Origin of the sequence: Variovorax sp. ZS18.2.2, assembly GCF_024701975.1 — a bacterium.
In the GTDB taxonomy this organism is placed as follows: domain Bacteria; phylum Pseudomonadota; class Gammaproteobacteria; order Burkholderiales; family Burkholderiaceae_C; genus Variovorax.
On sequence record NZ_JANLNM010000004.1, the window covers coordinates 213,844 to 237,950 of the forward strand.

Sequence of the window (24,107 nt, forward strand, 5' to 3'; positions counted from 1 at the left end):
CCGGTTTCCGGCGGACGAGAGGCGAGCGCGTAAAGCAAACGAACACCCTCCCAAAACCGCCGGCGCCTCAAGCCCCGGCGGTTTTTTTATGCCCTGACGATATTCACTCCAACAAGGAACAGCACCATGAGCACGAACACTGCCCCGGCCAGCGACAGCTGGTATGCGAGCGTCGAAAAAACCAGCAAGACCGACGACGAACGCATCAAGGACATCAACGTGCTGCCCCCTCCTGAACATCTGATCCGCTTTTTCCCGATTCGCGGCACGCCGGTCGAAACGCTGATCGAGGGCACCCGCCGCAACGTTCACAACATCATGGCCGGCAAGGACGACCGGCTGCTGGTGATCATGGGGCCCTGCTCGATCCACGACCCGGCTGCCGCCGTCGAGTACGCCAAGCGCCTGAAGGTCGAGCGCGAGAAATACGCCGGCACCCTCGAGATCGTGATGCGTGTGTACTTCGAGAAGCCGCGCACCACCGTCGGCTGGAAGGGCCTGATCAACGACCCATACCTGGACGAAAGCTTCCGCATCGACGAAGGCCTGCGCATCGCGCGCCAGCTGCTGATCGACATCAACCGCGTCGGCCTGCCGGCGGGCAGCGAGTTCCTCGACGTGATCTCGCCCCAGTACATCGGCGATCTGATCTCCTGGGGCGCGATCGGTGCGCGCACCACCGAAAGCCAGGTGCACCGCGAACTGGCCTCGGGTCTTTCGGCCCCCATCGGCTTCAAGAACGGCACCGACGGCAATATCCGCATCGCCACCGACGCCATCCAGGCTGCGGCCCGCGGCCACCACTTTCTCTCGGTACACAAGAACGGCCAGGTCGCGATCGTGCAGACCAACGGCAACCGCGACTGCCACGTGATCCTGCGCGGCGGCAAGGCGCCGAACTACGACGCCGCCAGCGTCGAGGCGGCCTGCAAGGACCTCGAAGCCGCCAAGCTGCCGCCCACGCTGATGGTCGATTGCAGCCATGCCAACAGCTCCAAGCAGCACCAGAAGCAGATCGACGTGGCCAAGGACATCGCCGCACAGATCGCCGGCGGCTCGAACCGCGTGTTCGGCGTGATGATCGAGAGCCACCTGCAGGCCGGCGCCCAGAAGTTCACGCCGGGCAAGGACAAGCTTTCGGGCCTCGAATACGGCAAGAGCATCACCGACGCCTGCATCGGCTGGGACGATTCGGTGCAGGTGCTCGAGACGCTGTCGCAGGCCGTCAAGGCCCGCCGCGGTTGAAGAGGAGCTACAGCATCCCGGCCAGGTCGGGCCAGTGATGCTGCATGGATGCCGCCTCGTCGCTGCCCGGCGGCACCATCGAGAAGTCGGAAAAATCGAAGCCCGGGCCGACCATGCAGGCGACCAGCGTGTAGTCGCCTGAGGCATGGCCCTGGATCGGGCGGGCGGCCTGCCACTGGCCGGCCTGCACCACATGTTGCGGACGCGTGCCGTGCGCGTCGACCGGGCCCAGCCGCACATGGGCCGGTGCCGTGCGCATCGCGGCATCGCAGGTCCAGAGCGCCAGCGGCACGCCTTCGAGGTGCACCCAGACTTCGTCGGACAGCACCCGGTGCCAGCGCGAATGCTGGCCTGCTTCGAGCAAAAAGTAGATGCTGGTGAGCGCGCTGCGCGCGTCCCGGCCATCGGTCGGCAGCACGCTGGCCGTCGAGCGGAATACCTCGCTGTACCAGCCGCCTTCTGGATGAGGCTGCAGCTTCAGGCTGTCGATCAGTTCCCGGGTGCGCATGGTGCTCATGATGCCGCCGCGGCGCGCAGGGCTGCGAGCAGTTTGTCGTGCACACCGCCGAAGCCGCCGTTGCTCATGCAGACGACGTGATCGCCCGGCCGCGCGACCGCGACGATCTGCGCCACCAGCGGCTCGATGGCCCCGGCGAACTGCGCGCGGTCGCCCATCGGCGCCAGGGCGGCTGCGGCATCCCAGTCAAGCCCGGCGGTGTGGCAGAACGAAAGATCGGCCGACTCCAGGCTCCACGGCAACTGCGCAGCCATGACGCCCAGCTTCATCGTGTTGCTGCGCGGCTCGAAGGCGGCGAGGATGCGCTCACTTTGCTTGCCAGTGTCGTCGAGCTTCTTGCGCAGGCCGTCGAGCGTGGTGCGGATGGCGGTGGGGTGATGGGCGAAGTCGTCGTAGACGGTGATCGTGCCCACCGTGCCGCGCAATTCCATCCGCCGGCGCACATTGCGAAAGCTGCCGAGCGCGCGCGCCCCATCGGCCGGCGCAACGCCGACGTGGTCGGCGGCCGCGATGGCGGCCAGCGCGTTCATCTGGTTGTGCAGGCCCGAGAGTTCCCACTCGACCCGGCCGACCACTTCGCCGTGTCGCAGCACGTCGAAGGCATCGTGCGAGCCGCGGGCCTGCCATTCACCGCCCGCGCCGAAACGCGCGAGCTCGCTCCAGCAACCCTGGGCCAGCACGCGCTGCAAGCTCTCTTCGATGGCATTCACCACCAGTCGCCCGGTGCCGGGCACGGTGCGCACGAGGTGATGGAACTGGCGCTCGATGGCGGCGAGGTCGTCGAAGATGTCCGCGTGGTCGAACTCGAGGTTGTTGAGCACGGCGGTACGCGGCCGGTAGTGCACGAACTTGCTGCGCTTGTCGAAGAAGGCCGTGTCGTACTCGTCGGCCTCGATGACGAAGGGCGCTGAGCCGTCGCCGGGCCGCCCCAAGGCGGCGAACGCCCCCGCGGGGGGCAGCGAACCACGCAACGCGGGGAGCGTGGGGGCCACATGCCCCAGGCGGGCCGACACGCCGAAGTCCAGCGGCACGCCGCCCACCAGGAAGCCCGGCGCCTTGCCGCCCTGCTCGAGCACCCAGGCCAGCATCGACGTGGTGGTCGTCTTGCCGTGCGTGCCGGCCACGGCCAGCACATGGCGGCCCAGCAACACGTGCTCGGCCAGCCATTGCGGGCCGCTCGTGTAGGGCTTGCCGGCGTCGAGGATGGCCTCCATCAACGGGAACTTGGGGCTGCCGTCGGGCAGGCGCGCCCTCGAAACCACGTTGCCGACCACGAACATGTCGGGAGAGAGAGAGAGTTGATCGGCGCCGAAACCTTCGATCAGATCGATGCCGAGGGAGCGCAGCTGGTCGCTCATCGGCGGGTACACGCCGGCGTCGCAGCCCGTGACCCGGTGGCCCGCTTCGCGCGCCAGGGCGGCCAGTCCGCCCATGAACGTGCCGCAGATACCCAGAATATGAATGTGCATCCGGCGATTCTAGGGAGGCGGAATGCGGGGCTCACCCCGCAAGCCCGGCCTTCGCCCCGAGCTTCATGTTGATTTCGTGTGCGTGGCGCCTACTGCGGGCAAAATGCCCTGATGGACACGTCCAAGCGTGAAATCGCCGCCACCGCAGCCCGCCTTGTCGTCGAGGAAGGGCTGGAATATGGCCCCGCCAAGCGCCGGGCCCTGCGTGACCTGGGCCTGTCGGCCCGCACTTCGCTGCCGAACAACGACGAAGTCGAGGCCGAGGTGCGCGACTACATCGCGCTCTTCTGCGCCGACACACAGCCACAGGAATTGCATGCGCTGCGCCTGTTGGCACTGGAATGGATGGAGCGAATGGCCGCCTTCCGGCCGCACGTGGGCGGCGCCGTGTGGCACGGCACGGCCACGCGGCTGTCGGACATTTACATACAGATGTTCTGCGACGATTCCAAGTCAGCCGAGATTGCTCTGATCGACCACCACGTGGACTACGAACCGCGCATGGTCACCGGCTTTCATGGCGAGCAGGTCGAGGCCTTGAGCGTGCATGCGCCAAGCCGTGCGCTCGGCGAAGAAATCGGGGTGCACCTGCTGGTCTACGACCTCGACGACCTGCGCGGCGCCTTGAAGCCCGATGCCCAGGGCCGTACACCGCGCGGCGATCTGCCCGCATTGCGCCGACTGATTGAAAGAGAAAAGGACAAGTGAATGACTTCTTCGCCGACACGACGCGGCATGCTCTATGGCGGCGTGGCGGCGGTGGCCGCCGCTGCCGGGGTGGGTGGCGCCTGGTGGCGGGAACGCAGCGCCGGCAGCAGTGCGGCGGGTGGCGAGCAACTCGACGCGACCTTCTGGGCCCAGAAATTCGAACGCCCGGAGGGCGGTGAACTTGTCCTCTCCAGCCTCCGTGGCAAGCCGCTGCTGCTCAACTTCTGGGCCACATGGTGTCCGCCCTGTGTCGAGGAAATGCCGATGATCGACACTTTCTTCCGCGAACATGGCGCCATTGGATGGCAAGTGGTCGGATTGGCTATCGACCAACCCAGCGCTGTACGCAAGTTCCTGCAGCGCACGCCAGTCACCTATCCCACCGGCCTGGCCGGGCTGCAAGGCACGGAGCTGGTCAAGAACCTGGGCAATACCGGCGGCGGATTGCCCTTCACGCTGGTGCTGAACGGTAACGGCTCTGTTGCAGCTCGTAAAATGGGCAAGCTCGAAACCTCCGATCTGGAGACTTGGCGGCGTGAACTTGTTCATGGTTAGAATCGGCCGCCCAAGCTGGCGTTAGCCACCAAACGCTGAAAATCGCCGATTTTCAGCCCAGTTATATCCGAATGACCGGCAAAGCCGGCACTGGAGTCCCATGGATCTGCGCAAACTCAAGACACTGATCGATTTGGTGTCCGAATCGAATATTTCCGAATTGGAAATCACCGAAACCGAAGGCAAGGTTCGCATCGTCAAGGGCGGTGGCGCCGCGCCGGTGCAGTATGTGCAAACCCTGGCAGCGCCGCCTGCCGCCCCGGTGGCAGGTGCGCCTGCTGCCCCGGCCGCCGCAAGTGCCCCCGCAGTCGAAGCCGCTCCGGCCGGTCACGCGGTCAAGTCGCCCATGGTCGGCACGTTCTATCGTTCGTCCAGCCCTGGCGCGCCGGCTTTTGTCGAAATCGGCAGCAAGGTGAACGAGGGCGACACGATCTGCATCATCGAAGCGATGAAGATCCTCAACGAAATCGAAGCGGACAAGTCCGGCACGATCACCCAGATCCTCGGCGAAAACGGGCAGGCGGTCGAATACGGCCAGCCGCTGTTCATCATCGAGTGACCATGTTCAAGAAGATCCTGGTTGCAAACCGGGGGGAGATTGCCCTCCGGATTCAGCGCGCCTGCAGCGAGATGGGCATCAAGGCCGTCATGGTCTATTCCGAAGCCGACCGCGACGCCAAGTACGTCAAGCTGGCGCAGGAAGCCGTGTGCATCGGCCCGGCACCGTCGGGGCAGAGCTATCTCAACATGCCGGCGATCATCTCGGCGGCCGAAGTGACGGACGCCGAAGCCATCCACCCCGGCTACGGTTTCCTGAGCGAAAACGCCAACTTCGCCGAACGCGTGGAGCAGAGCGGCTTCCAGTTCATCGGCCCCACGCCCGACAACATCCGCACGATGGGCGACAAGGTCTCGGCCAAGCAGGCCATGATCAAGGCCGGTGTGCCTTGCGTGCCCGGCTCCGAGGGCGAGCTTTCGGACGACGCCGCCACCAACAAGCGCATCGCCCGTGCGATCGGCTATCCGGTCATCATCAAGGCGGCGGGCGGCGGCGGTGGCCGCGGCATGCGCGTGGTGCACACCGAGGCGGCGCTGGTCAACGCGATCCAGATGACCAAGGCGGAGGCCGGCGCGGCCTTCAGCAATCCGGCCGTGTACATGGAGAAGTTTCTCCAGAACCCGCGCCATATCGAGATCCAGATCCTCGCCGACAAGCACAAGAACGCGGTCTATCTGGGCGAACGCGACTGCTCCATGCAGCGCCGCCACCAGAAGGTGATCGAGGAATCGCCGGCCCCTGGCATTCCGCGCAAGCTGATCGAGAAGATCGGCGAGCGCTGCGCTGCGGCCTGCAAGAAGATCGGCTACCGCGGCGCCGGCACCTTCGAGTTCCTTTATGAGAACGGCGAGTTCTACTTCATCGAGATGAACACGCGCGTGCAGGTGGAGCATCCGGTGACGGAGTTCACCACCGGCATCGACATCGTGAAGACGCAGATCATGGTGGCCGCCGGCGAGAAGCTGCCGTTCACCCAGCGCCAGATCGAGATGCGCGGCCACGCCATCGAGGTGCGCATCAACGCCGAAGACGCCTGGAAGTTCACGCCGTCGCCGGGCCGCATCACGATGTGGCACCCGCCGGGCGGCCCTGGTGTTCGCGTCGATTCGCATGCGTACACCAACTACTTCGTGCCCCCGAACTACGACTCGATGATCGGCAAGATCATCGTGTACGGCGACACGCGCGAGCAGGCCATGGCGCGCATGCGCACGGCGCTGAATGAGACCGTGATCGAAGGCATCCAGACCAACATCCCGCTGCACCGCGAGTTGATGGTCGACGCCAAGTTCATGGCCGGTGGCACGAACATCCACTACCTGGAAGAGTGGCTCGCCGCACACAAGCGCTGACCCACGAGACGACGCCATGTTCGAACTTCGCCTGATGGCACCCGAAGACCGGGTCGAAATGCTCAGCGACGCGCTCGATGCACTCGATGCGCTGAGCGTGTCCGTCGAGGATGCCGACGCACAGACCGATGCCGAGCAGGCGCTGTTCGGCGAGCCCGGCATGCCGCCGCCCAAGGAGGGCTGGCAGCGCTCGCGCGTGATCGCGCTGTTCCCCGACGAGGCGCTGGCGAACGAAGCCGCATCGCTGCTCGCACTGCAGGACTTCTTCGAAAGCTGCGCGGTGCTCGGCGTGGCGAATGTGCCCGAGCAGGACTGGGTGCGGCTCACGCAATCGCAGTTCGCGCCGGTCGAGATCACGCCCGAGTTCTGGATCGTGCCGACCTGGCATGAGCCGCCCGAACAGGCGAAGCAGGTGATCCGTCTGGATCCGGGGCTTGCCTTCGGCACCGGCACGCATCCCACCACGCGCATGTGCCTGCGCTGGATCGCGAAGCAGGGCGAGGGCGCTTTTGCCAAGCAGCGCGTGCTCGACTACGGCTGCGGCTCCGGCATTCTGGCGATCGGCGCCGCGAAGTTCGGCGCGCTCGATATCGATGCTGTCGACATCGACGAGGCCGCGGTCTCCTCGACCCTGCTCAATGCCGAAGCCAATGGCGTCAGCTTGAATGCCGGCCTGCCGGACGCGGCCAAGGGTGCCTACAACACCGTGCTCGCCAACATCCTGGCCACGCCGCTTAAGGTGCTCGCGCCGCTGCTGCGCAACCATGTGGCGGCAGGTGGATCGCTGGTGATGGCCGGCATCCTCGAGCGCCAGGCCGACGAGCTGAAAGAGGCCTACGCACCGTATGCGGCCCTCGAGGTCAGCGACAGCGAGGACGGCTGGATCCTCATGACGGCACGCTGCTGAGCAGCGAGGCCCGGTTTTCGCGCTGCCGCGCACCGTTCGCGCCATTCGTGCGGCGGGGGCCCAACCCTACAATCGCCCGGTCATGAGCCTCGTCACGCGTTGCCCCGCCTGCACCACCACCTTCAAGGTGGTGCGCGACCAGCTTCGCATCTCGGACGGTTGGGTGCGCTGCGGCCGCTGCAGCCACGTGTTCGATGCGACGCTCGACCTGCACGAATCATCCGACGGGGCGCCCGCACCGTCGCCGGTGAGCGGCTATTCGCCCGCACTGGTCGAGCCCTCCTCCGAGCGCCGGGCCGACGCGCCGTCGCAACCTGCCCAGGCTTCCGAAGACGCGGATTTCTTCGATGACGAGCTTGAAGAGCATGCCCAGGCTGAAGTGGCGCATCCGTCGCCGGCGCCGCAAGCTTTCGAGCCCGTGGAAGTCGCGGTCGCGCCGCCACCCGAGCCACCGGCGCCGCCTCCTCCACCTGCAGCACCCGCGCAGTCCCCGGCGCTCTCGCTGCCCACGCACGGCATCATCGCGGACGAGCCGTGGTCCGACCTGGATGTCAGCGAGCCCGCGTGGCGGCCGCCGGCGAGTTCGCTGCCGCCGTTCCCGAACATCGACCTGAATCTCGCACCACCGCCGCCGTCTCCGCCTCCTCCGGTGCCCCCGCTGCCCGTGCCGCGCGCCAAGGCGCACGGACTGGTCGAGCCCACCCTTGACGACGACGCCGAAGAGAGGGGAGAAAAAGAAGAGGACCACGACCAGGTCCAGATGCAGAAGGCGCTGCGGCGCGCGCGCATCAAGTCGGCCAAGATCGCGAGCGCCAACAAGTCGCGCGAGGCCAGGGCTGCGGCAAAGGCCGCGTCGTCGTCGATGGTCCGGGAGGCGAGCGAGCCGGAGAATCCTGTCTCGCTGCCGCCGATGTTCGCGGAGCGCGAGGAGGACCACCGTTTTTCCGACGACGAAGAGCACGACACCCATGCGCCCGGCTTCTGGCAGCGCAAGGGCGTGCGGCTGCTGCTGGTCGTCCTGGCGGTGCTCGCTGTCCTGCTGCTCATCGTGCAGATCGTGCGCCACGAGCGCGACGGCATCGTCGCGCGCCAGCCGGGTTTGCGTCCCGCGCTGGCGACGCTGTGCCAGTACACCGGCTGCGAGCTCTCGGCCCTGCGCCAGATCGGCGACATCATGATCGAGGGCGCCGCCTTCGCGCGCGAGAAGAGCGGCGGCAACGACTACCGGCTGAGCTTCACCTTGCGCAACGCCGCGACCGTGCCGCTCGCGATGCCGGCCGTCGAGCTGTCGCTGCTCGACACGCAGGAGCGCGCGGTGGTGCGGCGCGTGCTGATGCCCGTGGACTACGGCGCGCCATCGGTGCTCGCGGCGCGCGCCGATCGCGCAGCCTCGTTGCCGCTGACCCTGTCGCCGACAGAAGCGGCTGCGCTGCCGCCCATTGCGGGCTACCGCGTGGAAGCTTTCTATCCCTAGCTGGACGACGCCTGCACGCAAGCAATCGTCCTTCTTTCATCCATCTTCATTCAACGAAAACGGTCCACCCATGGCAGCAGTGATTTGCGGTTCCCTCGCGTTCGACACCATCATGACTTTCGAGGGCCGGTTCGCCGATCAGATCCTTCCGGACCAGCTGCACATCCTGAACGTGTCGTTCCTCGTGCCCGGCCTGCGTCGCGACTTCGGCGGCTGCGCCGGCAACATCGCCTACAGCCTCAACGCGCTGGGCGGCACGGCACTGCCGATGGCCACGCTCGGCAGTGACGGCGCCGACTACCTGGAGCGCATGCGCACGCTGGGCATCGACACCGAGTTCGTGCGCCAGCTCGACGACACCTTCACCGCGCAGGCGATGATCATGAACGACGTCGACAACAACCAGATCACCGCATTCCATCCCGGTGCGATGCAGCAGGCGCACATCACCAAGGTGGTTGCGCGCGAAGACATCAAGGTCGGCATCATCGCGCCCGATGGCCGCGAGGCGATGCTGCAGCACGCGGAGCAATTCGCCGCCGCCGGCATTCCGTTCGTGTTCGATCCGGGCCAGGGCCTGCCGATGTTCGACGGCGATGCGCTCAAGCATTTTGTCGATCTCGCGAGCTGGGTCGTGGTCAACGACTACGAAGGAAAGATGCTGTCGCAGCGCACCGGCTGGAGCCTGGCCGAGATTTCCAGGCGCGTGCGCGGCCTGGTGGTCACGCTGGCGGCCGAGGGCTGCGAAGTCTGGATCGATGGCGAGCGCGAACATGTGCCGGGCGTGACGCCCACCGCGGTGATCGAGCCCACGGGTTGCGGCGACGCATGGCGCGGCGCGCTGCTGTTCGGTCTGGAAAAGGAATGGCCGCTCGCGCAATGCGCGGCACTGGGCAACCGCATCGGCGCGCTCAAGATCGCGCAGCGCGGACCGCAGAACTACCAGGTCGACCGCAAGGCCCTGGGCCTGTAAGAAGCGTCTTTTTCGAGCGTCCATAAAAAAACCCGACACCGTGAGGTGCCGGGTTTTTTGCCGTCAAGGCGCTGAGAAAACTCAGGGCTTGCTGGCCGTAGGAAACGGCCAGGCTGCCTGGGGATTCAGCGTCGTTTGCGCGGCAGGGGCAGGCGCTACAGCAGCCTTGGCAGGTGCCTTGGCAGCCTTCTTTGCAGCAGGCTTCTTGGCAGCAGCGGCAGGCTTGGCAGCGGGCTTTTTCGCGGCTTTCTTGGCCGCAGCCTTTTTCGCAGGAGCCTTCTTGGCGGCGGCCTTCTTTGCAGGGGCCTTCTTGGCAGGAGCCTTCTTCGCCGCAGCCTTCTTCGCAGGCGCCTTCTTGGCAGCGGCCTTCTTCGCCGGAGCCTTCTTCGCAGCAGCCTTCTTGGCCGGTGCTGCCTTCTTCGCTGCTACCTTCTTGGCAGGAGCCTTCTTGGCGGCGACCTTCTTGGCAGCAACCTTCTTGGCCGGAGCCTTCTTCGCTGCTACCTTCTTTGCCGGAGCCTTCTTAGCGGCCGCGACCTTCTTTGCCGGAGCCTTCTTTGCAGCGGCTTTCTTAGCCGGCGCTTTCTTTGCAGTTGCCATTTCTATTTCTCCTTGATCAAGTTGAAAAAATCAACCTATTGAAGCACTCCACGCACGTTGGGAGCGTGAAGCGATTCATGGCGTTGGAATCTGAGCCCCAGCACCATGAACACCTGAGCCCTGGTCCATGCCGCGCTCTTCGACGCGATCGGTGGCAAGGGCAATTCTTGAATTCATTAATTCTTATCGGAAAGATTCAATCCCAGGAGAGCGCACCACCCGACTGGTACTCGATCACGCGGGTTTCGAAAAAGTTGCGCTCTTTCTTCAGGTCAATCATTTCGCTCATCCAGGGGAACGGGTTTTCTTCGTTCGGGAAGAGCGTTTCGAGGCCGATCTGCTGCGCACGCCGGTTGGCGATGTACCGCAGGTAGCCCTTGAACATGGAGGCGTTCATGCCGAGCACGCCGCGCGGCATGGTGTCTTCGGCGTATTTGTATTCGAGCTCGACGGCCTTCATGAAGAGGTCCTTGATCTCGGCCTTGAACTCGGAGGTCCAGAGGCCGGGGTTCTCGAGCTTGAGCTGGTTGATCAGGTCGATGCCGAAATTGCAATGCATCGACTCGTCACGCAGGATGTACTGGTACTGCTCGGCGGCGCCGGTCATCTTGTTCTGGCGGCCGAGCGCAAGGATCTGCGTGAAGCCGACGTAGAAGAAGAGACCTTCCATCAGGCAGGCGAACACGATGAGCGACTTGAGCAGCGTCTGGTCGGTTTCGTGCGTGCCGGTCTTGAAGTGCGGATCGCTGATGGCGTCGATGAACGGGAGCAGGAACTGGTCCTTCTCGCGGATCGACTGCACTTCGTTGTAGGCGTTGAAGATCTCGCTCTCGTCCAGGCCGAGCGACTCGACGATGTACTGGTACGCGTGCGTGTGGATCGCTTCCTCGAAGGCCTGGCGCAGCAGGAACTGGCGGCATTCGGGAGCCGTGATGTGGCGGTAGGTGCCCAGCACGATGTTGTTGGCGGCCAGCGAGTCGGCGGTCACGAAGAAGCCGAGGTTGCGCTTGACGATGCGGCGTTCGTCTTCGGTCAGGCCGTTCGGGTCTTTCCAGAGCGCGATGTCGCGCGTCATGTTCACTTCCTGCGGCATCCAGTGGTTGGCGCAGGTGGCGAGGTATTTTTCCCAAGCCCACTTGTACTTGAACGGCACCAGCTGGTTGACGTCGGTCTGGCCGTTGATGATGCGCTTGTCGGAAGCCTTGACGCGTTGCGCCACGACGGGAACCGAAGCGGGAGCAACCTGACGCAGCGGTGCGGCGGCGCCGTCATCGAGCGTGCGCGGGGCAGACGATGCGGGTTGTGCAATCGACGAAGTCGGAGCGTCCACCGAACGGCCTGCGGGCGAGCCGCTGGTCGATGCGTTGTGGTGCTGCAATCCTTGTTGCATATCCTTTGGTAAGGAGGGCTTGACTTCTTCGTCCCAGGTCAACATAGAAAAATCCAATGCTCAAATTATCGGAGTAACGATGTGAGTTGCAAAGTGCTCGTTCACATCGCGCTCCATTTATGTGGTTGTTATGTTGCTCGCATGCATCGCGCGATGTCAGTCAATGGCTTCATTGCTTGAACGTCGCGCGACTTTCGCATGCACCTCACTGGCTCAACGGGCTCACTGTTGTCGCGAGCATCGGCGTGTCACTGGCAGGCTTCGCACGTCGGATCGTCCACACCGCAGAACGCGATGTCGGTGGCAGGCATCGCGCTCATCTGTGCCTTCGCTGCAGCAGCGGCGGCTTCGAGTGCGCTCATGCCCGAGGGTGCGTCGTTGCCCGACGACACCGCGTTGAGACGGCCCGATTGCACCGTCGACTTTTCTGCGTGCGTCGCGCTCTGCGTGCGCAGGTAGTAGGTGGTCTTCAGGCCGCGCAGCCATGCGAGCTTGTAGGTGTCGTCGAGCTTCTTGCCCGATGCGCCGGCCATGTAGATGTTGAGCGACTGCGCCTGGTCGATCCACTTCTGGCGACGCGAGGCGGCTTCGACGAGCCACGTGGTTTCCACTTCGAACGCAGTGGCGTAGAGCGCCTTCACGTCCTGCGGCACGCGGTCGATCGGACGCAGCGAGCCGTCGAAGTGCTTCAGGTCCATCACCATCACGTCGTCCCACAGGCCCAGGCGCTTCAGGTCGCGCACCAGGTAGTGGTTGATCACGGTGAATTCGCCCGACAGGTTCGACTTGACCGAGAGATTGCCGAAGCAGGGCTCGATCGAAGCGTCCACGCCGATGATGTTCGAGATGGTCGCGGTCGGTGCGATGGCCACGCAGTTCGAATTGCGCATGCCGTCGGCCTTGATCTTGGCGCGCAGCGCGTCCCAGTCGAGCGTGGCCGAGCGGTCGACCTCGACGTAGCCGCCGCGTGCCTGCTCGAGCAGGTCGAGCGTGTCGATCGGCAAGATGCCCTTGTCCCACAGCGAGCCCTTGTAGCTCGAGTACTTGCCGCGTTCCTTGGCCAGCTCGGTCGATGCCCAGTAGGCGTGGTAGCAGATGGCTTCCATCGACTCGTCGGCGAACTGCACGGCTTCCTGCGAGGCGTAGGGGATGCGCAGCTCGTACAGCGCGTCCTGGAAGCCCATGAGGCCCAGGCCCACCGGACGATGGCGCAGGTTCGAGTCGCGCGCCTTCTTCACGGCGTAGTAGTTGATGTCGATCACGTTGTCGAGCATGCGCATCGCGGTCGAGATCGTCCGCTTGAGCTTTTCCTGGTCGACCTTGCCGTCCTTCAAGTGCTGCAGCAGGTTCACCGAACCCAGGTTGCAGACGGCCGTTTCGGTGTCGCTGGTGTTCAGCGTGATCTCGGTGCAGAGGTTCGACGAGTGCACGACGCCGGCGTGCTGCTGCGGCGAGCGCACGTTGCAGGCGTCCTTGAACGTGATCCAGGGATGGCCGGTCTCGAACAGCATCGTGAGCATCTTGCGCCACAGGTCCGACGCCTGGATGGTGCGCGCGGGCTTGATCTCGCCGCGGGCGGCCTTTTCTTCGTAGGCGACGTAGGCCTTTTCGAAGTCGGCGCCGAACAGGTCGTGCAGGTCAGGCACGTTGGAAGGCGAGAACAGCGTCCAGGTGCCCTTTTCCATCACGCGGCGCATGAAGAGGTCGGGGATCCAGTTGGCCGTGTTCATGTCGTGCGTGCGGCGGCGGTCATCGCCGGTGTTCTTGCGCAGTTCCAGGAACTCCTCGATGTCCAGGTGCCACGACTCGAGGTACGTGCAGACGGCGCCCTTGCGCTTGCCGCCCTGGTTCACCGCCACGGCCGTGTCGTTCACCACCTTGAGGAACGGCACCACGCCCTGCGATTCGCCGTTCGTGCCCTTGATGTGGCTGCCGAGCGCGCGCACGCGGGTCCAGTCGTTGCCGAGGCCCCCCGCGAACTTCGAGAGCAGCGCGTTTTCCTTGATCGACTCGTAGATGCCGTCCAGGTCGTCGGGCACGGTGGTCAGGTAGCAGCTGGAGAGCTGCGAGCGCAGTGTGCCGGCGTTGAACAGCGTCGGTGTGCTCGACATGAAGTCGAACGAAGACAGCACTTCGTAGAACTCGATGGCGCGCGCTTCGCGGTCGATTTCGCCAAGCGACAGGCCCATGGCCACGCGCATGAAGAACGCCTGCGGCAGTTCGATGCGGGTCTTGCGCACATGCAGGAAGTAGCGGTCGTACAGCGTCTGCAGGCCCAGGTAGTCGAACTGGTTGTCGCGTTCGGCCTTGAGGGCCGCGCCCAGGCGGGGCAGGTCGTACTGCAGCAGTTTCTCGTCGAGCAGATCGTTCTCCACGCCCTTCTTGATGAACTGCGGGAAGTAATCGGCGTAGGCGGTGGCACGGTCGACCGGCATCACTTCGCGGCCGACGATCTCCTTGAAGATCGTGTGCAGCAAGAGGCGCGCGGTGGCGAAGGTGTAGTCGGGATCTTTCTCGATCAGCGTGCGGGCCGCCAGGATCGAGGCCTTGTAGACCTCGTCGAGCGGCACGCCGTCGTAGAGGTTACGCATCGTCTCGGCGACGATCGGCGCGGCGGTGATGCTGTCGCCCAGGTTCTCGCAGGCCGATTCGATCAGGCCCTTGAGCTGGTTCAGGTCGAGCTCGACGCGCTCGCCGTTGTCCAGCACGTGCAGCGTCTGCACGGCGGGCATGTCGTGTTCGCCCTGCTTGGAACGCTCCTGCGTGCGGTGTTCGCGATACAGCACGTAGGCACGTGCGATTTCATGGTGGCCGCCGCGCATCAGGCCGAGCTCGACCTGGTCCTGCACGTCTTCGATGTGGAAGGTGCCGCCGCCCGGACGCGAGCGCACCATGGCGCGAATGACGGCCTGGGTGAGCGTGTCGACCGTCTCGCGCACGCTGGCCGAAGCCGCCCCCTGGGTGCCGTGCACGGCCAGGAAGGCCTTCATCATCGCGATGGCGATCTTGTTCGGCTCGAAGGGCACGACGGCGCCGTTGCGGCGGATGATCTGGTAGTGCGCGAGGTTCTGGCCGGTGGGCGAGCCGGCAGTGTCCCGCTGCTGCTGCGGCGGCGTCGAGGGAACGGCACGCGGGGTCGATGGGGTGTTCAGGGCAGTTTGCATTCGCTTCCTCTCGGTTGGCAATTCTTGTTGGGTGGCGACGCCTTGGCGGGGCGCCGCGCCGGCGTTGTTGACCGGACGGAGGACACTATATCTAGGGTGTCATGGGTCTACAAGCCACTACCGGTAGTGTTTTGTGAGTGGTTCACCTAGGGCGGGTATCTCTCCAGGCATAGGCCATGGCTGGCGATGCCGCGTGAACACTGGCCTATGGTCGCGCAACCCGCATGGGGCGTGGCTTGCAAGCTGATTTGAGCCTGCAAGCCGCATGGTTGCTGCGGTTCACATTTGAATTCTCGAAAGCGATGCGGCCGGAGGGCAGGGCATCGCGGGGCGTCACGCGATTGAAAAAATTAGTGCTCGATCACATGTGGGGGAAACATCTGTGATTTCCAGCCCAATTGCGCGTGCAGCAATCGCCAATCGAAGCCCGCGCCGGGGTCCTGTTTCCGGCCCGGTGCGATGTGCTCGTGACCGGCGATGAATGCGATGGCGTAGTGCTGCGCGATCGCGGGGCAGAGGCTGGCCAGCGTCTCGTACTGCGCGGCTTCGAAGGTCTGGCCCTCGAGCCCTTCGAGCTCGATGCCGATGGAGTCGTCGTTGCAGTTGCCGCGGCCGCGCCACGACGACACGCCTGCATGCCAGGCCCGGTCGTCGCAGCTCACGAATTGCCAGAGCTCGCCGTTGCGGCGCACGTAGAAATGCGAGGACACCTCAATGCCGCGGATCGACTGGAAGTAGGGGTGCGCATCCCAGTCGAGCCGGTTGGTGAAGAGCCGCTGCACCGCATCGCCACCGTATTCGCCGGGCGGCAGGCTGATCGAATGCAGCACGATCAGGTCGGTCTGCGCACCGGCCGGGCGGGGGCCGAAGTTCGGCGAGGGCAGGGCCTTCGCGAAGCGGTACCAGCCGGCCCGCCAGAGCCCGTCGTCGGCGGGCGGCGTGTTGTGCGGGAGGGTCTCTTCAGTCGTCGACATGGCTGCTGCTGGCGCCATCGTCGCCGTTGGGCGTGGTGATGCCCAGCCGCGCGATGCGGTAGCGGATCTGGCGCAGGCTCATGCCCAGGCGTGCGGCGGCCGCGGTGCGGTTGAAGCCGCTCTCGTGTAGGGCGCGCACGAGAATCTCGCGCTCCTGCTGGTCGAGGTAGGCCTGCAGGTCGGAGGGCAGGGGCGGCGGCGCAGGCTTGAACTCCGCCACCGGTGCTGGCGGCGGCACGAAAGCGACCGGTGCGTCGCCGGGCGGTGCGAGCTGCGCGGCCGTGGCCGATGCCACGTCGGCCGCAGCCATCGTCGTGGCGACGTTGCCGCCCATCAGGTCCAGGTGCAGTTCGTCGCCGTCGTTGAGCGCGACCGCGCGGTGCAGCAGGTTCTCGAGCTCCCGCACATTGCCGTCGAGTGGGTGCAGCGCGAGGCGGCGCAGCAGCTCGGCCGACAGGTGCGGCACCGGCAGCCCGCCGTCCTGCGCGATACGCGCGAGCAGCGCGGCGCAGAGCGCGGGCAGGTCCTCGCGGCGGTCGCGCAGCGCGGGCACCGCGATCTCGATCACGTTGAGGCGGTAGAAAAGGTCTTGCCGGAAGCGGCCGGCCTGCACTTCGGCGTGCAGGTCTTTGTGGGTGGCGCTCACGATGCGTACGTCGACCGCTTCTTCCTGCGTCGAGCCGATCGAGCGCACGCTGCGCTCCTGGATCGCGCGCAAGAGCTTCGACTGCATAGCCAGCGGCAGGTCGCCGATTTCGTCGAGGAACAGCGTGCCGCTGCGCGCGGCCTGGAAGTAGCCGTCGCGGTCTTGCGAGGAGCCGGTGTACGAACCTTTTTTCGCGCCGAAGAATTCGGCTTCGAGCAGGTTCTCGGGAATCGCGCCACAGTTGACCGCGACGAAAGGCCCGTCGCTGCGCTGGCTGCAGGCGTGCACCGCACGCGCCACCAGCTCCTTGCCGGTGCCCGACTCGCCACGCACCAGTACCGGTGCCATGCCGCGTGCCACTTTGGCGATGCGCGACTTGACCAGGCGCATCGGGTCCGACTCGCCCACCAGGCGATCGAGCGCCGCAATGCCGCTGCTGCCGGTGACCGATGCGGCCTCGGCGCGTTCGCTGGTGCTCGCAGCGGCCGTTTTCTCCGGCTTGACCTGCACGACGGGCGCCCGCGTGGCCTGCACCGCGGAAGCGACCACGGCCCGGAACTGCTTCAGGTCGACCGGCTTCGTGAGGTAGTCGAACGCACCCGCCTTGAGCGCCTCAACCGCGTTTTCCGCCGAGCCGTAGGCCGTCATCACCACGCAGCGCTCGCTGCGCTGGTTCTTCTGGATGCGGTGGATGATCTCCATGCCCTGTCCGTCGGGCAGCCGCATGTCAGTGATCACCGCATCGAAGCGCGCAGCCTCCAGGTGCTGCCAGGCTTCGGACACGCTGCCCGCGGCTTCGACGCGGTAGCCCTCGCGCAGCAGCGTCAGCTCATACAGCGTGCGCAGGTCGGGCTCGTCGTCGATGACAAGGATCTGCGCGGGACGCGGGGCGGAAGACAGTGGGGTGCTCACGACGCTATTGTGTCAGCCGGTTCTCACTGGCGGCAAAGCTGACGAAGAATTCGTTGCCTTCAGGGCCGCCCGTCACCAGCGCCCGCCGCTCGTAGCCGATGGTGGCGCCGTGGCGCCGGCACAGCTCGCGGCAGAGAAAAAGGCCCAGGCCGCTGGAGCGGCTTTCGGATGAGAAGAAGGGCTCGAACAGGTGGCGCTGCACCGCCGGCTCCAGCGGCGCACCGTCGCTCCACACCTGCAGGGCCGGGCGGTTGGTGCCCGCGCGCTGCAGCGTGGTGATGACCTGGATCGCGCCCTCGCCCTTGCCCGCATAGCGCGACGCGTTGTCCAGCAGGTTCACCAGCAGTCGGCGCAGGTGCTCGGCGTCGAAGCGCACGTCGATGCCGGCCGCGTCGAGCGCGACCAGCACGCCCTTGCGCTGCGTCTGGCGCACCCATTCCTCGGCCAGCACCTGCACCGCCGGGTCGAGCACCACCTGTTCGCCGAGCGAGAGCACGCGCTGCTGACGGGCGCGCGAGACGTCGAGCACGTCGTCCACGATGCGGGCCAGGCGCTGCGCGTTGTGCTGGACCATGTCGGTCAGCTTGCGGTGCGCGGGGTCGGTGAGGTCTTCGCTGAGCAGTGCGCTCGCTTGCGCGATGGCGGCCAGCGGGTTGCGGATTTCATGCGCCACGGCGGCGGACATTCGCCCCATCGCGGCCAGCTTCTCGGTGCGGATGCGGGCCTCGAGTTCGCGCAGGTCCTGCAGGAACATCACGCAGAGGCTGTCGGCGCGCTTGTCGCTGGTGGGCGTGAGCCGGGTGCGCACGCGCACCTCGCGCGCCGCGCCGCGGGCCTGCGCGACGGGAATCTCCTCGGACTGCGGCGCCCGCCGCGCGAAGGTCTGGCGAGAGAGTGCCGCCAGCGCATGCCAGGCGGGCTGCGCATGCAGCGCGAACGGCAGCGGGAGTTTCGCCAGGCCCTGGCCGAGGATCGCATCGGCCGCCGGGTTGGCCGCATGCACCATGCCTTCGGCGTCAATCACCAGCACGCCTTCGGCCAGTGTCTCGATCACCAGGTCATTGACCTCCGCCTGCATCTGCGCGCTGCTGCGGTTGCGTTGCGCCACCGCCTCTTCGCGCGCCAGCCGGCGCGCCAGCTCGTGCGCGAGCAGGGCCACCACGAAGAGGCCGGTGCCGGTGAGCGCCGCCTGCACGAAGCGGGCCGAGGAGTCGCCCGGCTGCTGCAGCCAGTGCCATCCCGCATCGGCCAGCAGCAGCAGCGTGACGGTGGCCGTGGTGCCCAGGCTCACCATCATCGTGCCGAGCACCGCGCTCATGAGCACCGGCAGCGCGAACAGCGGCGTGTAGTTGACGTTGCCGCTCTGCAGCACCTGCATTGCGGTGAAGGTGGCGAGGTCGACGCCGATGGTCAGCAGCCAGAGCGTCGAGAAACCGCGGATCGGTGGTTCGAAGTGCGCATAGCGCAGCTCCAGCCAGGTGGCGACGAGGTAAGCCGCGCAGATCGCGATGGCCACCGCCTGCATCGTCTGCCCGAGCGCGAAGGCCACGCCCTGCAGCACCACCAGCACCAGCGCGACAAAACAGCGCGCGGCCATGAAGCCGCGCCAGAGCCGCAGCAGCGCCGTGCTTTCACTCCCGCCTGGTTCGAGCACGTCCCAGTCGGTGACCGGCTCGCCGCGCGACCAGAGGGGGGTGCTCATGGAGCAGAGGGCGTGTTCAGCCGCGCGCCGCGACCGCGGCCTGACGGTGGGCGGTGCTGCAATAGACCGCATCGTCGGGGCCGGCGATGGCATCGCTCGCGGGCAGGTGCAGGCCGCAATGGGCGCAGCGCACCATCGCCTGCGGCGCGCCGACAGCCGTCGGCGCGGCCGGGCGTTGTTGTGCCTTGGCCATGCGCTCGCGCTGGGCATCGCGCATTTCTTCGCGCCGGTTCTTGCGCCAGAGCCAGATGGCGATCCAGAGCACGGCGAGGACGAGGAGGTATTTCATACGGGAGGACGCGCCAGCACCACTTCGAGCACGAAGCGGGAACCCACATAGGCCAGCAGCAACAGGGCAGAGCCGGCGTACAGCACGCGGCGGGCCGTGCGGCCACGCCAGCCGAAGCGCGCGCGGCCGATCAGGAGAACCGCGAAGGTGACCCAGGCGAGGACCGAGAAGGTCGTCTTGTGGTCCCACTTCCAGGCGCGGCCCGCGGCGCCATACAGCTGCTCGGTGAACAGCAGGCCGGCCAGCAGCGTGGCCGACAGCAGCACGAAGCCCGCGGTCACGAAGCGGAAGGTGAGGCGCTCCAGCGTGAGCAGCGGCACGCCGCCTTCGGGGGCCGTGCCGGTCGTCAGGCGAATCTGCTTCTCGGCGCGCGTGATCAGCCAGGCATGGACCACGGCCGCACCGAACAATCCGTAGGAGGCGATGCCCAGCGCGAGGTGCAAAGGCAGCCACGGCGAGGCGGTGACATGCAGCGGCGTTCCCGGAAACAGGATGGCCAACAGCACGGCCGCCGCCCCAAGCCAGGCGAGCGCCCGCCGCACCTTCAATTGCGGGTACATGCGGCTTTCGATCGCATAGACCGTGAGCACCAGCCAGGCCGTAACTGACAGGGCAGGTGCAAAACCGAAGCGCGGCTCGTTGCCGACCAGCCCATGGGCCAGCACCGCTGCATGCAGAAGCCATGCAATTCCAAGGGCCCATTGGGTGGTTTGACGGCTCAGCCGGGCACCCGCAGCAGCGGCAAACCCATAGGCTGCCGCAGTGGCGATGCCCAGCGCCACGCCGAGTGGGGAGGGGATCGCTAAAATCATCGGCCGGAGTGTACCGGCTCGCCCTTGCGTTCCCCGCGCCCGACTTCAAGTTCTCCCCTCGTCTTTCAGACTTTCCATCCGGCCCGCCGCAGCGGGCAGCAAGGCATCCCCGCTCATGGCCACCGCCCTTACAGAAAAGTTCTCCCGCCTCGTCAAGACGATGAGCGGCCAGGCCCGCATCACCGAAAGCAACGTGCAGGACATGCTGCGCGAGGTGCGCATGGCGCTGCTGGAGGCCGACGTGGCGCTGCCCGTGGTGCGCGACTTCGTCGCCCGGGTGAAGGAAAAGTCGCTGGGCCAGGAGGTGCTGGGCTCGCTCAAGCCGGGCCAGGCGCTGGTCGGCATCGTGAACCGCGAGCTTGCCGCCACCATGGGCGAGGGCATTTCCGACATCAACCTCGCGGCCCAGCCGCCGGCGGTGATCCTCATGGCCGGCCTGCAGGGCGCCGGCAAGACCACCACCACCGCCAAGCTCGCCAAGCACCTGATCGAGAAGCGCAAGAAGAAGGTGCTGACGGTGTCGGGCGACGTGTACCGTCCGGCCGCCATCGAACAGCTCAAGACCGTGACCAAGCAGGCCGGCGCCGAGTGGTTCCCGAGCACGCCCGACCAGAAGCCGCTGGACATCGCGCGCGCCGCGCTCGACCACGCCAAGCGCCACTACTTCGACGTGCTGCTGGTCGACACCGCCGGCCGCCTCGCCATCGACGAAGTGCTGATGACCGAAATCAAGCAGCTGCACGCAGCGCTCGATCCGGTCGAAACCCTGTTCGTGGTCGATGCCATGCAGGGCCAGGACGCGATCAACACCGCCAAGGCCTTCAAGGAGGCGCTGCCCCTCACCGGCATCATCCTGACCAAGACCGACGGCGATTCGCGCGGCGGTGCGGCGCTGTCGGTGCGGCAGGTGACCGGCGTGCCGATCAAGTTCGCCGGCACGAGCGAGAAGATCGACGGCCTGGAGGTGTTCGACGCCGAGCGCCATGCGGGCCGCATCCTGGGCATGGGCGACATCGTCGCACTGGTCGAGCAGGTGACGGCCGGCGTCGACGTGGTGGCGGCGCAGAAGCTCGCGGCCAAGGTCAAGAGCGGCGCGGGCTTCGACCTCAACGACTTCCTCGGCCAGCTGCAGCAGATGAAGCAGATGGGCGGACTCTCCAGCCTCATGGACAAGCTGCCTGCGCAGATGGCCGCCAAGGCGAGCGAGGCCGACATGACGCGTGCCGAGCGCGACATCCGCCGCAAGGAAGGGATCATCCAGAGCATGACCCCGCTGGAGCGCCGCAAGCCCGAGTTGCTGAAGGCCACGCGCAAGCGCCGCATCGCGGCCGGCGCGGGCGTGCAGGTTCAGGAAGTGAACCGCCTGCTCAACGAGTTCGAGCAGATGCAGGGAATGATGAAGAAGATGAAGGGCGGCGGCCTCATGAAGATGATGAAGAAGATGGGCGGCATGAAGGGGATGGGCGGCATGGGTGGGCCTGGTGGTCCGAAGCTGCCGTTCTGAGCTGCGCACATATATATAGACAGAAGCCCGCCGGGGGATGTCCCGGCGGGCTTCGTCGTTTTCAGGTCTGCACGTCGTAGACCGTCTCGTGCGCCTCGATCGGTGCGGGCAGCTCCCAGCGATGCAGCATCCGCTCGATGCCTGCGTTCGACAGCGTGGTGTCGCGCTCGCGGTTGCGGCGCATCAGCTCCGGGTGCGGCACCTCCAGGTACACCAGCTTGATCTGCGCGTGGTACGCCCAGAGCAGGTCCAGCGTCTTGGTGCGCATCTGCTGGCTCAGGTGTGTGGCATTCCAGACGAAGCGCTCGTGCTTGCGCAGCAGCGCCTTCGCCTGGTCGACCGCGTGGTGTGCGGCGAGCCCATCGTTCTCGCCATGCCTGAGGCCCAACTCGGCGCGTGCATCGTCAAAGGACACGACCGGCCAGCCCTTGCGATGCTGCGCCACCCAGTGGTTCTTGCCGCTTGCGGGCAGGCCGCACATCACCGTGACCTGCGCGCCCGGCTGCTGGAACAGCGGGTAGTCGGGGCTGGTGTCGGCGCCGCGAAAGTACGCCAGACGCGTGTGCGCATCGGCCATCTTTCGGGGGCCGGTCCAGCAGCCTTCCTCCTGCGCGAGTTGCTCGAAGAGCGCGATGTCGGCCAGGCTGTCGGCGCGCTTTTCGTAGTGGCGCCCGAGCATGTCGCAGCGCGCCACGCAGCACAGGTCGGGCAGGCTCAGCTCCCACGAGAGCCGGTGCACCAGCCACTCGGGCCGCTCGCCCTTGCGCGAGGCGAAGGCGTGGAACGGTACCTGGTGCACGGCGATGATCCGGCAGATGGCCTCGCGCAGCCCGAACGGCACGCGGGCCTTCCACATCAGCACGCGCACGTCGACCGATCCGCGGCGCGAGTGACCGGGCTGGCCGATGCGGCCGCTGGCTTCGTCGATCACCGTGGTGTCGGGCTTGGCGATGTCGTGCAGCAGGCAGGCCATGAACAGCACGAAGCGGCCATCGGTGTCGGCGCCCTGGAAGTGCGCGTCGGCCATGAGCGCGTCGAGCACCATGCGCGTGTGGATGCCGACGTTGCCCTCGGCGTGGTAGTACGGGTCTTGCGGCGTTTCTTCGAGGCGCAGCAAGGCCGGCAGCAGGTCACAGCACCGGGTCCAGTCGTAGCCCTGCGTGGGCGTGGGGACCAGCGCGCGCAGATCGTCGTAAGTCATCGCGGCCTCCTTGTGGTTGTTGTCAGGTCGGCGGGGTCATGCAGCGTGCGCAGCCCCAGGTCTTGCCAGCTCACTTGCGGTGTCGGCGCGTAGAGGTCCACGCCCGGCGCGAGCTGGTTGGGCAGCACGGGCCGGCGGCTGTGGTGCGAGCCCGAGTCGAGGATGGTCTGCACGAAGTCCGGCCGCACCCACTTGTAGCGGCCGGTCACCTGGCCGTCCGATTCGGTCTTGAGGTACAGGCCCTCGGCCAGATCGGACAGGTCGGTTTGCTGCCGCACGAGATCGAGCGGTTGGTTCTCTTGCGCTACGGCCTGCTCGAAGGCCGGCTTCCAGTCGGTGCTGCGCGCCAGCGACGGCCGCACCAGCATGCGCAGTGCCTTCGCGCTGTGCGGCATCTCGCCCTCGTACAGCACGGGCACCGACATCACCGGTCCATCGGCCAGCAGCGCGTGCCGGGCAGGCGTCGAGAGAAAGCACGCCGCCCGTCGGTCATACAAGTCGAACTCCAGGAAGAGCGCGGGCAGTCGGTCGTACCAGCAGCTGTGCTTGGCAAAGCACCACTCGCCGTACATCACGTAGCGGTCTTCGAGGCGCTCGAGCAGCGCGGCTTCATGCGCCGCGGCCCAGTGCTTGAACAGGTTGAACTGCCGCTCGCCCGCGCCGCCGGCCAGGTAGTGGCCGCGCGATTGCAGCAGCAGCTCGCCTGCCGAAGTGAACGACACGGCGGCATTCGCGCCATCGAGTTTTTCCTCGATGACCACATGCTGGCCGTGCAGCGCGGACAACGGCGTCTGGCCGTCGTCGGTATCGCCGGCCTGCAGGCGAGAGCCTTCCAGATGCGCAGTACGCGGGTACTTGAGCAGCGGAATCGATGAAAGGGAAGAAGAAAGAGGGAACACGTTGTTCTCCAGATGGAAATCAGGAAGAACCGACAACGTGCGGGAGCGAAGCTGGAAAGAGAGTCGACTTCAGTGGCCCGGGAGGCCGTGCCTGGTCAGTGGAACGCAGCTTGGCGCCCGACATGACCAGCAATGAAGTGGTGTTGTCGGCGTCAGAGAGTGATGACGGCGAATCGGGGCACTTGGCGCTCCAGGGGATCGAAGAGATCCGTGGGTTGAAGGAAAAAGAGTGGGCGATTCTAGCCACGCCCCATG

General features: G+C 66.1%; 21 protein-coding genes. 9 read left to right on the forward strand and 12 right to left on the reverse strand.

Annotation, left to right across the window (positions count from 1 at the left end):
- Positions 1-126 precede the first annotated feature (126 nt).
- Positions 127-1,245 carry a 3-deoxy-7-phosphoheptulonate synthase gene (locus tag NU688_RS17835; protein WP_257862100.1) on the forward strand — a complete coding sequence of 373 codons (1,119 nt, stop codon included), beginning with the start codon at positions 127-129 and terminating at the stop codon, positions 1,243-1,245.
- Positions 1,246-1,252: 7 nt separating this feature from the next.
- Here NU688_RS17835 and NU688_RS17840 read toward each other — a convergent pair whose 3' ends face one another.
- Together NU688_RS17840 and mpl are read right to left on the reverse strand one after the other, a co-directional pair.
- The gene (locus NU688_RS17840; protein WP_257862101.1) at positions 1,253-1,762 is read right to left on the reverse strand and encodes a cupin domain-containing protein; all 510 of its coding nucleotides are present in this window, start codon (positions 1,760-1,762) and stop codon (positions 1,253-1,255) included.
- Positions 1,759-3,231: a UDP-N-acetylmuramate:L-alanyl-gamma-D-glutamyl-meso-diaminopimelate ligase gene (mpl, locus tag NU688_RS17845; protein ID WP_257862102.1), complete on the reverse strand. Its 1,473-nt coding sequence runs from the start codon at positions 3,229-3,231 to the stop codon at positions 1,759-1,761. The genes NU688_RS17840 and mpl overlap by 4 nt, the downstream gene beginning before the upstream one ends.
- 111 nt (positions 3,232-3,342) lie before the next feature.
- Between mpl and NU688_RS17850 the strand changes: the two genes are divergently transcribed.
- The 7 genes from NU688_RS17850 (at position 3,343) to NU688_RS17880 (ending at position 9,759) form a co-directional block, all read left to right on the forward strand.
- Complete coding sequence (locus tag NU688_RS17850; protein ID WP_257862414.1) at positions 3,343-3,939, forward strand: hypothetical protein; 597 nt, start codon at positions 3,343-3,345, stop codon at positions 3,937-3,939.
- Positions 3,940-4,494, forward strand: a complete 555-nt coding sequence (locus NU688_RS17855; RefSeq protein ID WP_257862104.1) for a TlpA disulfide reductase family protein — start codon at positions 3,940-3,942, stop codon at positions 4,492-4,494.
- Positions 4,495-4,594: 100 nt separating this feature from the next.
- Entirely contained in the window at positions 4,595-5,053 is a 459-nt protein-coding gene (gene accB / locus NU688_RS17860) for an acetyl-CoA carboxylase biotin carboxyl carrier protein (protein ID WP_257862105.1), read from the forward strand.
- A 2-nt stretch (positions 5,054-5,055) separates the two neighbouring features.
- Positions 5,056-6,405 (forward strand): acetyl-CoA carboxylase biotin carboxylase subunit, encoded by a 1,350-nt coding sequence (gene accC, locus NU688_RS17865; protein ID WP_257862106.1) that lies wholly within the window; start codon positions 5,056-5,058, stop codon positions 6,403-6,405.
- A gap of 16 nt (positions 6,406-6,421) precedes the next feature.
- The gene (prmA, locus tag NU688_RS17870; protein ID WP_257862107.1) at positions 6,422-7,312 is read left to right on the forward strand and encodes a 50S ribosomal protein L11 methyltransferase; all 891 of its coding nucleotides are present in this window, start codon (positions 6,422-6,424) and stop codon (positions 7,310-7,312) included.
- An 82-nt stretch (positions 7,313-7,394) separates the two neighbouring features.
- Positions 7,395-8,786 (forward strand): zinc-ribbon and DUF3426 domain-containing protein, encoded by a 1,392-nt coding sequence (locus NU688_RS17875; protein WP_257862108.1) that lies wholly within the window; start codon positions 7,395-7,397, stop codon positions 8,784-8,786.
- A 70-nt stretch (positions 8,787-8,856) separates the two neighbouring features.
- Complete coding sequence (locus tag NU688_RS17880; RefSeq protein WP_257862109.1) at positions 8,857-9,759, forward strand: carbohydrate kinase family protein; 903 nt, start codon at positions 8,857-8,859, stop codon at positions 9,757-9,759.
- Between the two features lie 81 nt (positions 9,760-9,840).
- On the opposite strand, the gene NU688_RS17885 is transcribed toward NU688_RS17880, so the two are convergent.
- The 8 genes from NU688_RS17885 to NU688_RS17920 form a co-directional block, all read right to left on the reverse strand.
- Positions 9,841-10,359 (reverse strand): histone H1-like DNA-binding protein, encoded by a 519-nt coding sequence (locus tag NU688_RS17885; RefSeq protein ID WP_257862111.1) that lies wholly within the window; start codon positions 10,357-10,359, stop codon positions 9,841-9,843.
- Positions 10,360-10,555: 196 nt separating this feature from the next.
- The gene (locus NU688_RS17890; RefSeq protein ID WP_257862113.1) at positions 10,556-11,794 is read right to left on the reverse strand and encodes a ribonucleotide-diphosphate reductase subunit beta; all 1,239 of its coding nucleotides are present in this window, start codon (positions 11,792-11,794) and stop codon (positions 10,556-10,558) included.
- Positions 11,795-11,997: 203 nt separating this feature from the next.
- Positions 11,998-14,913, reverse strand: coding sequence for a ribonucleoside-diphosphate reductase subunit alpha (locus NU688_RS17895; protein WP_257862114.1), 2,916 nt, complete (start codon positions 14,911-14,913; stop codon positions 11,998-12,000).
- A 350-nt stretch (positions 14,914-15,263) separates the two neighbouring features.
- Complete coding sequence (gene ampD, locus NU688_RS17900; RefSeq protein ID WP_257862115.1) at positions 15,264-15,887, reverse strand: 1,6-anhydro-N-acetylmuramyl-L-alanine amidase AmpD; 624 nt, start codon at positions 15,885-15,887, stop codon at positions 15,264-15,266.
- The gene (locus NU688_RS17905; RefSeq protein ID WP_257862116.1) at positions 15,874-17,445 is read right to left on the reverse strand and encodes a sigma-54 dependent transcriptional regulator; all 1,572 of its coding nucleotides are present in this window, start codon (positions 17,443-17,445) and stop codon (positions 15,874-15,876) included. Before NU688_RS17905 ends, ampD begins: the two co-directional genes overlap by 14 nt.
- A gap of 4 nt (positions 17,446-17,449) precedes the next feature.
- A complete protein-coding gene (locus NU688_RS17910; RefSeq protein ID WP_257862117.1) occupies positions 17,450-19,147 on the reverse strand; it encodes a nitrogen regulation protein NR(II) in 1,698 nt (565 codons plus the stop codon).
- Between the two features lie 16 nt (positions 19,148-19,163).
- Entirely contained in the window at positions 19,164-19,436 is a 273-nt protein-coding gene (locus NU688_RS17915) for a PP0621 family protein (RefSeq protein ID WP_013539480.1), read from the reverse strand.
- Complete coding sequence (locus NU688_RS17920) at positions 19,433-20,248, reverse strand: inner membrane protein YpjD (protein ID WP_257862118.1); 816 nt, start codon at positions 20,246-20,248, stop codon at positions 19,433-19,435. Before NU688_RS17920 ends, NU688_RS17915 begins: the two co-directional genes overlap by 4 nt.
- A 115-nt stretch (positions 20,249-20,363) precedes the next feature.
- On the opposite strand from NU688_RS17920, the gene ffh reads away from it, so the two are divergent.
- Entirely contained in the window at positions 20,364-21,752 is a 1,389-nt protein-coding gene (ffh, locus tag NU688_RS17925; protein WP_257862119.1) for a signal recognition particle protein, read from the forward strand.
- Positions 21,753-21,813: 61 nt separating this feature from the next.
- Here the strand turns inward: ffh and NU688_RS17930 are convergent, their stop codons facing one another.
- Both NU688_RS17930 and NU688_RS17935 read right to left on the reverse strand, forming a co-directional pair.
- Positions 21,814-22,953: an AAA family ATPase gene (locus NU688_RS17930; RefSeq protein WP_257862120.1), complete on the reverse strand. Its 1,140-nt coding sequence runs from the start codon at positions 22,951-22,953 to the stop codon at positions 21,814-21,816.
- Positions 22,950-23,852 carry an RNA ligase family protein gene (locus tag NU688_RS17935; protein ID WP_257862121.1) on the reverse strand — a complete coding sequence of 301 codons (903 nt, stop codon included), beginning with the start codon at positions 23,850-23,852 and terminating at the stop codon, positions 22,950-22,952. Before NU688_RS17935 ends, NU688_RS17930 begins: the two co-directional genes overlap by 4 nt.
- Positions 23,853-24,107: the final 255 nt, after the last annotated feature.

Bases quoted from the DNA above. Each gene is read 5' to 3' on its own strand.
- NU688_RS17835 (WP_257862100.1), top strand. From the start codon at position 127: ATGAGCACGAACACTGCCCCGGCCAGCGACAGCTGGTATGCGAGCGTC.
- NU688_RS17840 (WP_257862101.1), bottom strand. From the start codon at position 1,762: ATGAGCACCATGCGCACCCGGGAACTGATCGACAGCCTGAAGCTGCAG.
- mpl (WP_257862102.1), bottom strand. From the start codon at position 3,231: ATGCACATTCATATTCTGGGTATCTGCGGCACGTTCATGGGCGGACTG.
- NU688_RS17850 (WP_257862414.1), top strand. From the start codon at position 3,343: ATGGACACGTCCAAGCGTGAAATCGCCGCCACCGCAGCCCGCCTTGTC.
- NU688_RS17855 (WP_257862104.1), top strand. From the start codon at position 3,940: ATGACTTCTTCGCCGACACGACGCGGCATGCTCTATGGCGGCGTGGCG.
- accB (WP_257862105.1), top strand. From the start codon at position 4,595: ATGGATCTGCGCAAACTCAAGACACTGATCGATTTGGTGTCCGAATCG.
- accC (WP_257862106.1), top strand. From the start codon at position 5,056: ATGTTCAAGAAGATCCTGGTTGCAAACCGGGGGGAGATTGCCCTCCGG.
- prmA (WP_257862107.1), top strand. From the start codon at position 6,422: ATGTTCGAACTTCGCCTGATGGCACCCGAAGACCGGGTCGAAATGCTC.
- NU688_RS17875 (WP_257862108.1), top strand. From the start codon at position 7,395: ATGAGCCTCGTCACGCGTTGCCCCGCCTGCACCACCACCTTCAAGGTG.
- NU688_RS17880 (WP_257862109.1), top strand. From the start codon at position 8,857: ATGGCAGCAGTGATTTGCGGTTCCCTCGCGTTCGACACCATCATGACT.
- NU688_RS17885 (WP_257862111.1), bottom strand. From the start codon at position 10,359: ATGGCAACTGCAAAGAAAGCGCCGGCTAAGAAAGCCGCTGCAAAGAAG.
- NU688_RS17890 (WP_257862113.1), bottom strand. From the start codon at position 11,794: ATGTTGACCTGGGACGAAGAAGTCAAGCCCTCCTTACCAAAGGATATG.
- NU688_RS17895 (WP_257862114.1), bottom strand. From the start codon at position 14,913: ATGCAAACTGCCCTGAACACCCCATCGACCCCGCGTGCCGTTCCCTCG.
- ampD (WP_257862115.1), bottom strand. From the start codon at position 15,887: ATGTCGACGACTGAAGAGACCCTCCCGCACAACACGCCGCCCGCCGAC.
- NU688_RS17910 (WP_257862117.1), bottom strand. From the start codon at position 19,147: ATGAGCACCCCCCTCTGGTCGCGCGGCGAGCCGGTCACCGACTGGGAC.
- NU688_RS17915 (WP_013539480.1), bottom strand. From the start codon at position 19,436: ATGAAATACCTCCTCGTCCTCGCCGTGCTCTGGATCGCCATCTGGCTC.
- NU688_RS17920 (WP_257862118.1), bottom strand. From the start codon at position 20,248: ATGATTTTAGCGATCCCCTCCCCACTCGGCGTGGCGCTGGGCATCGCC.
- ffh (WP_257862119.1), top strand. From the start codon at position 20,364: ATGGCCACCGCCCTTACAGAAAAGTTCTCCCGCCTCGTCAAGACGATG.
- NU688_RS17930 (WP_257862120.1), bottom strand. From the start codon at position 22,953: ATGACTTACGACGATCTGCGCGCGCTGGTCCCCACGCCCACGCAGGGC.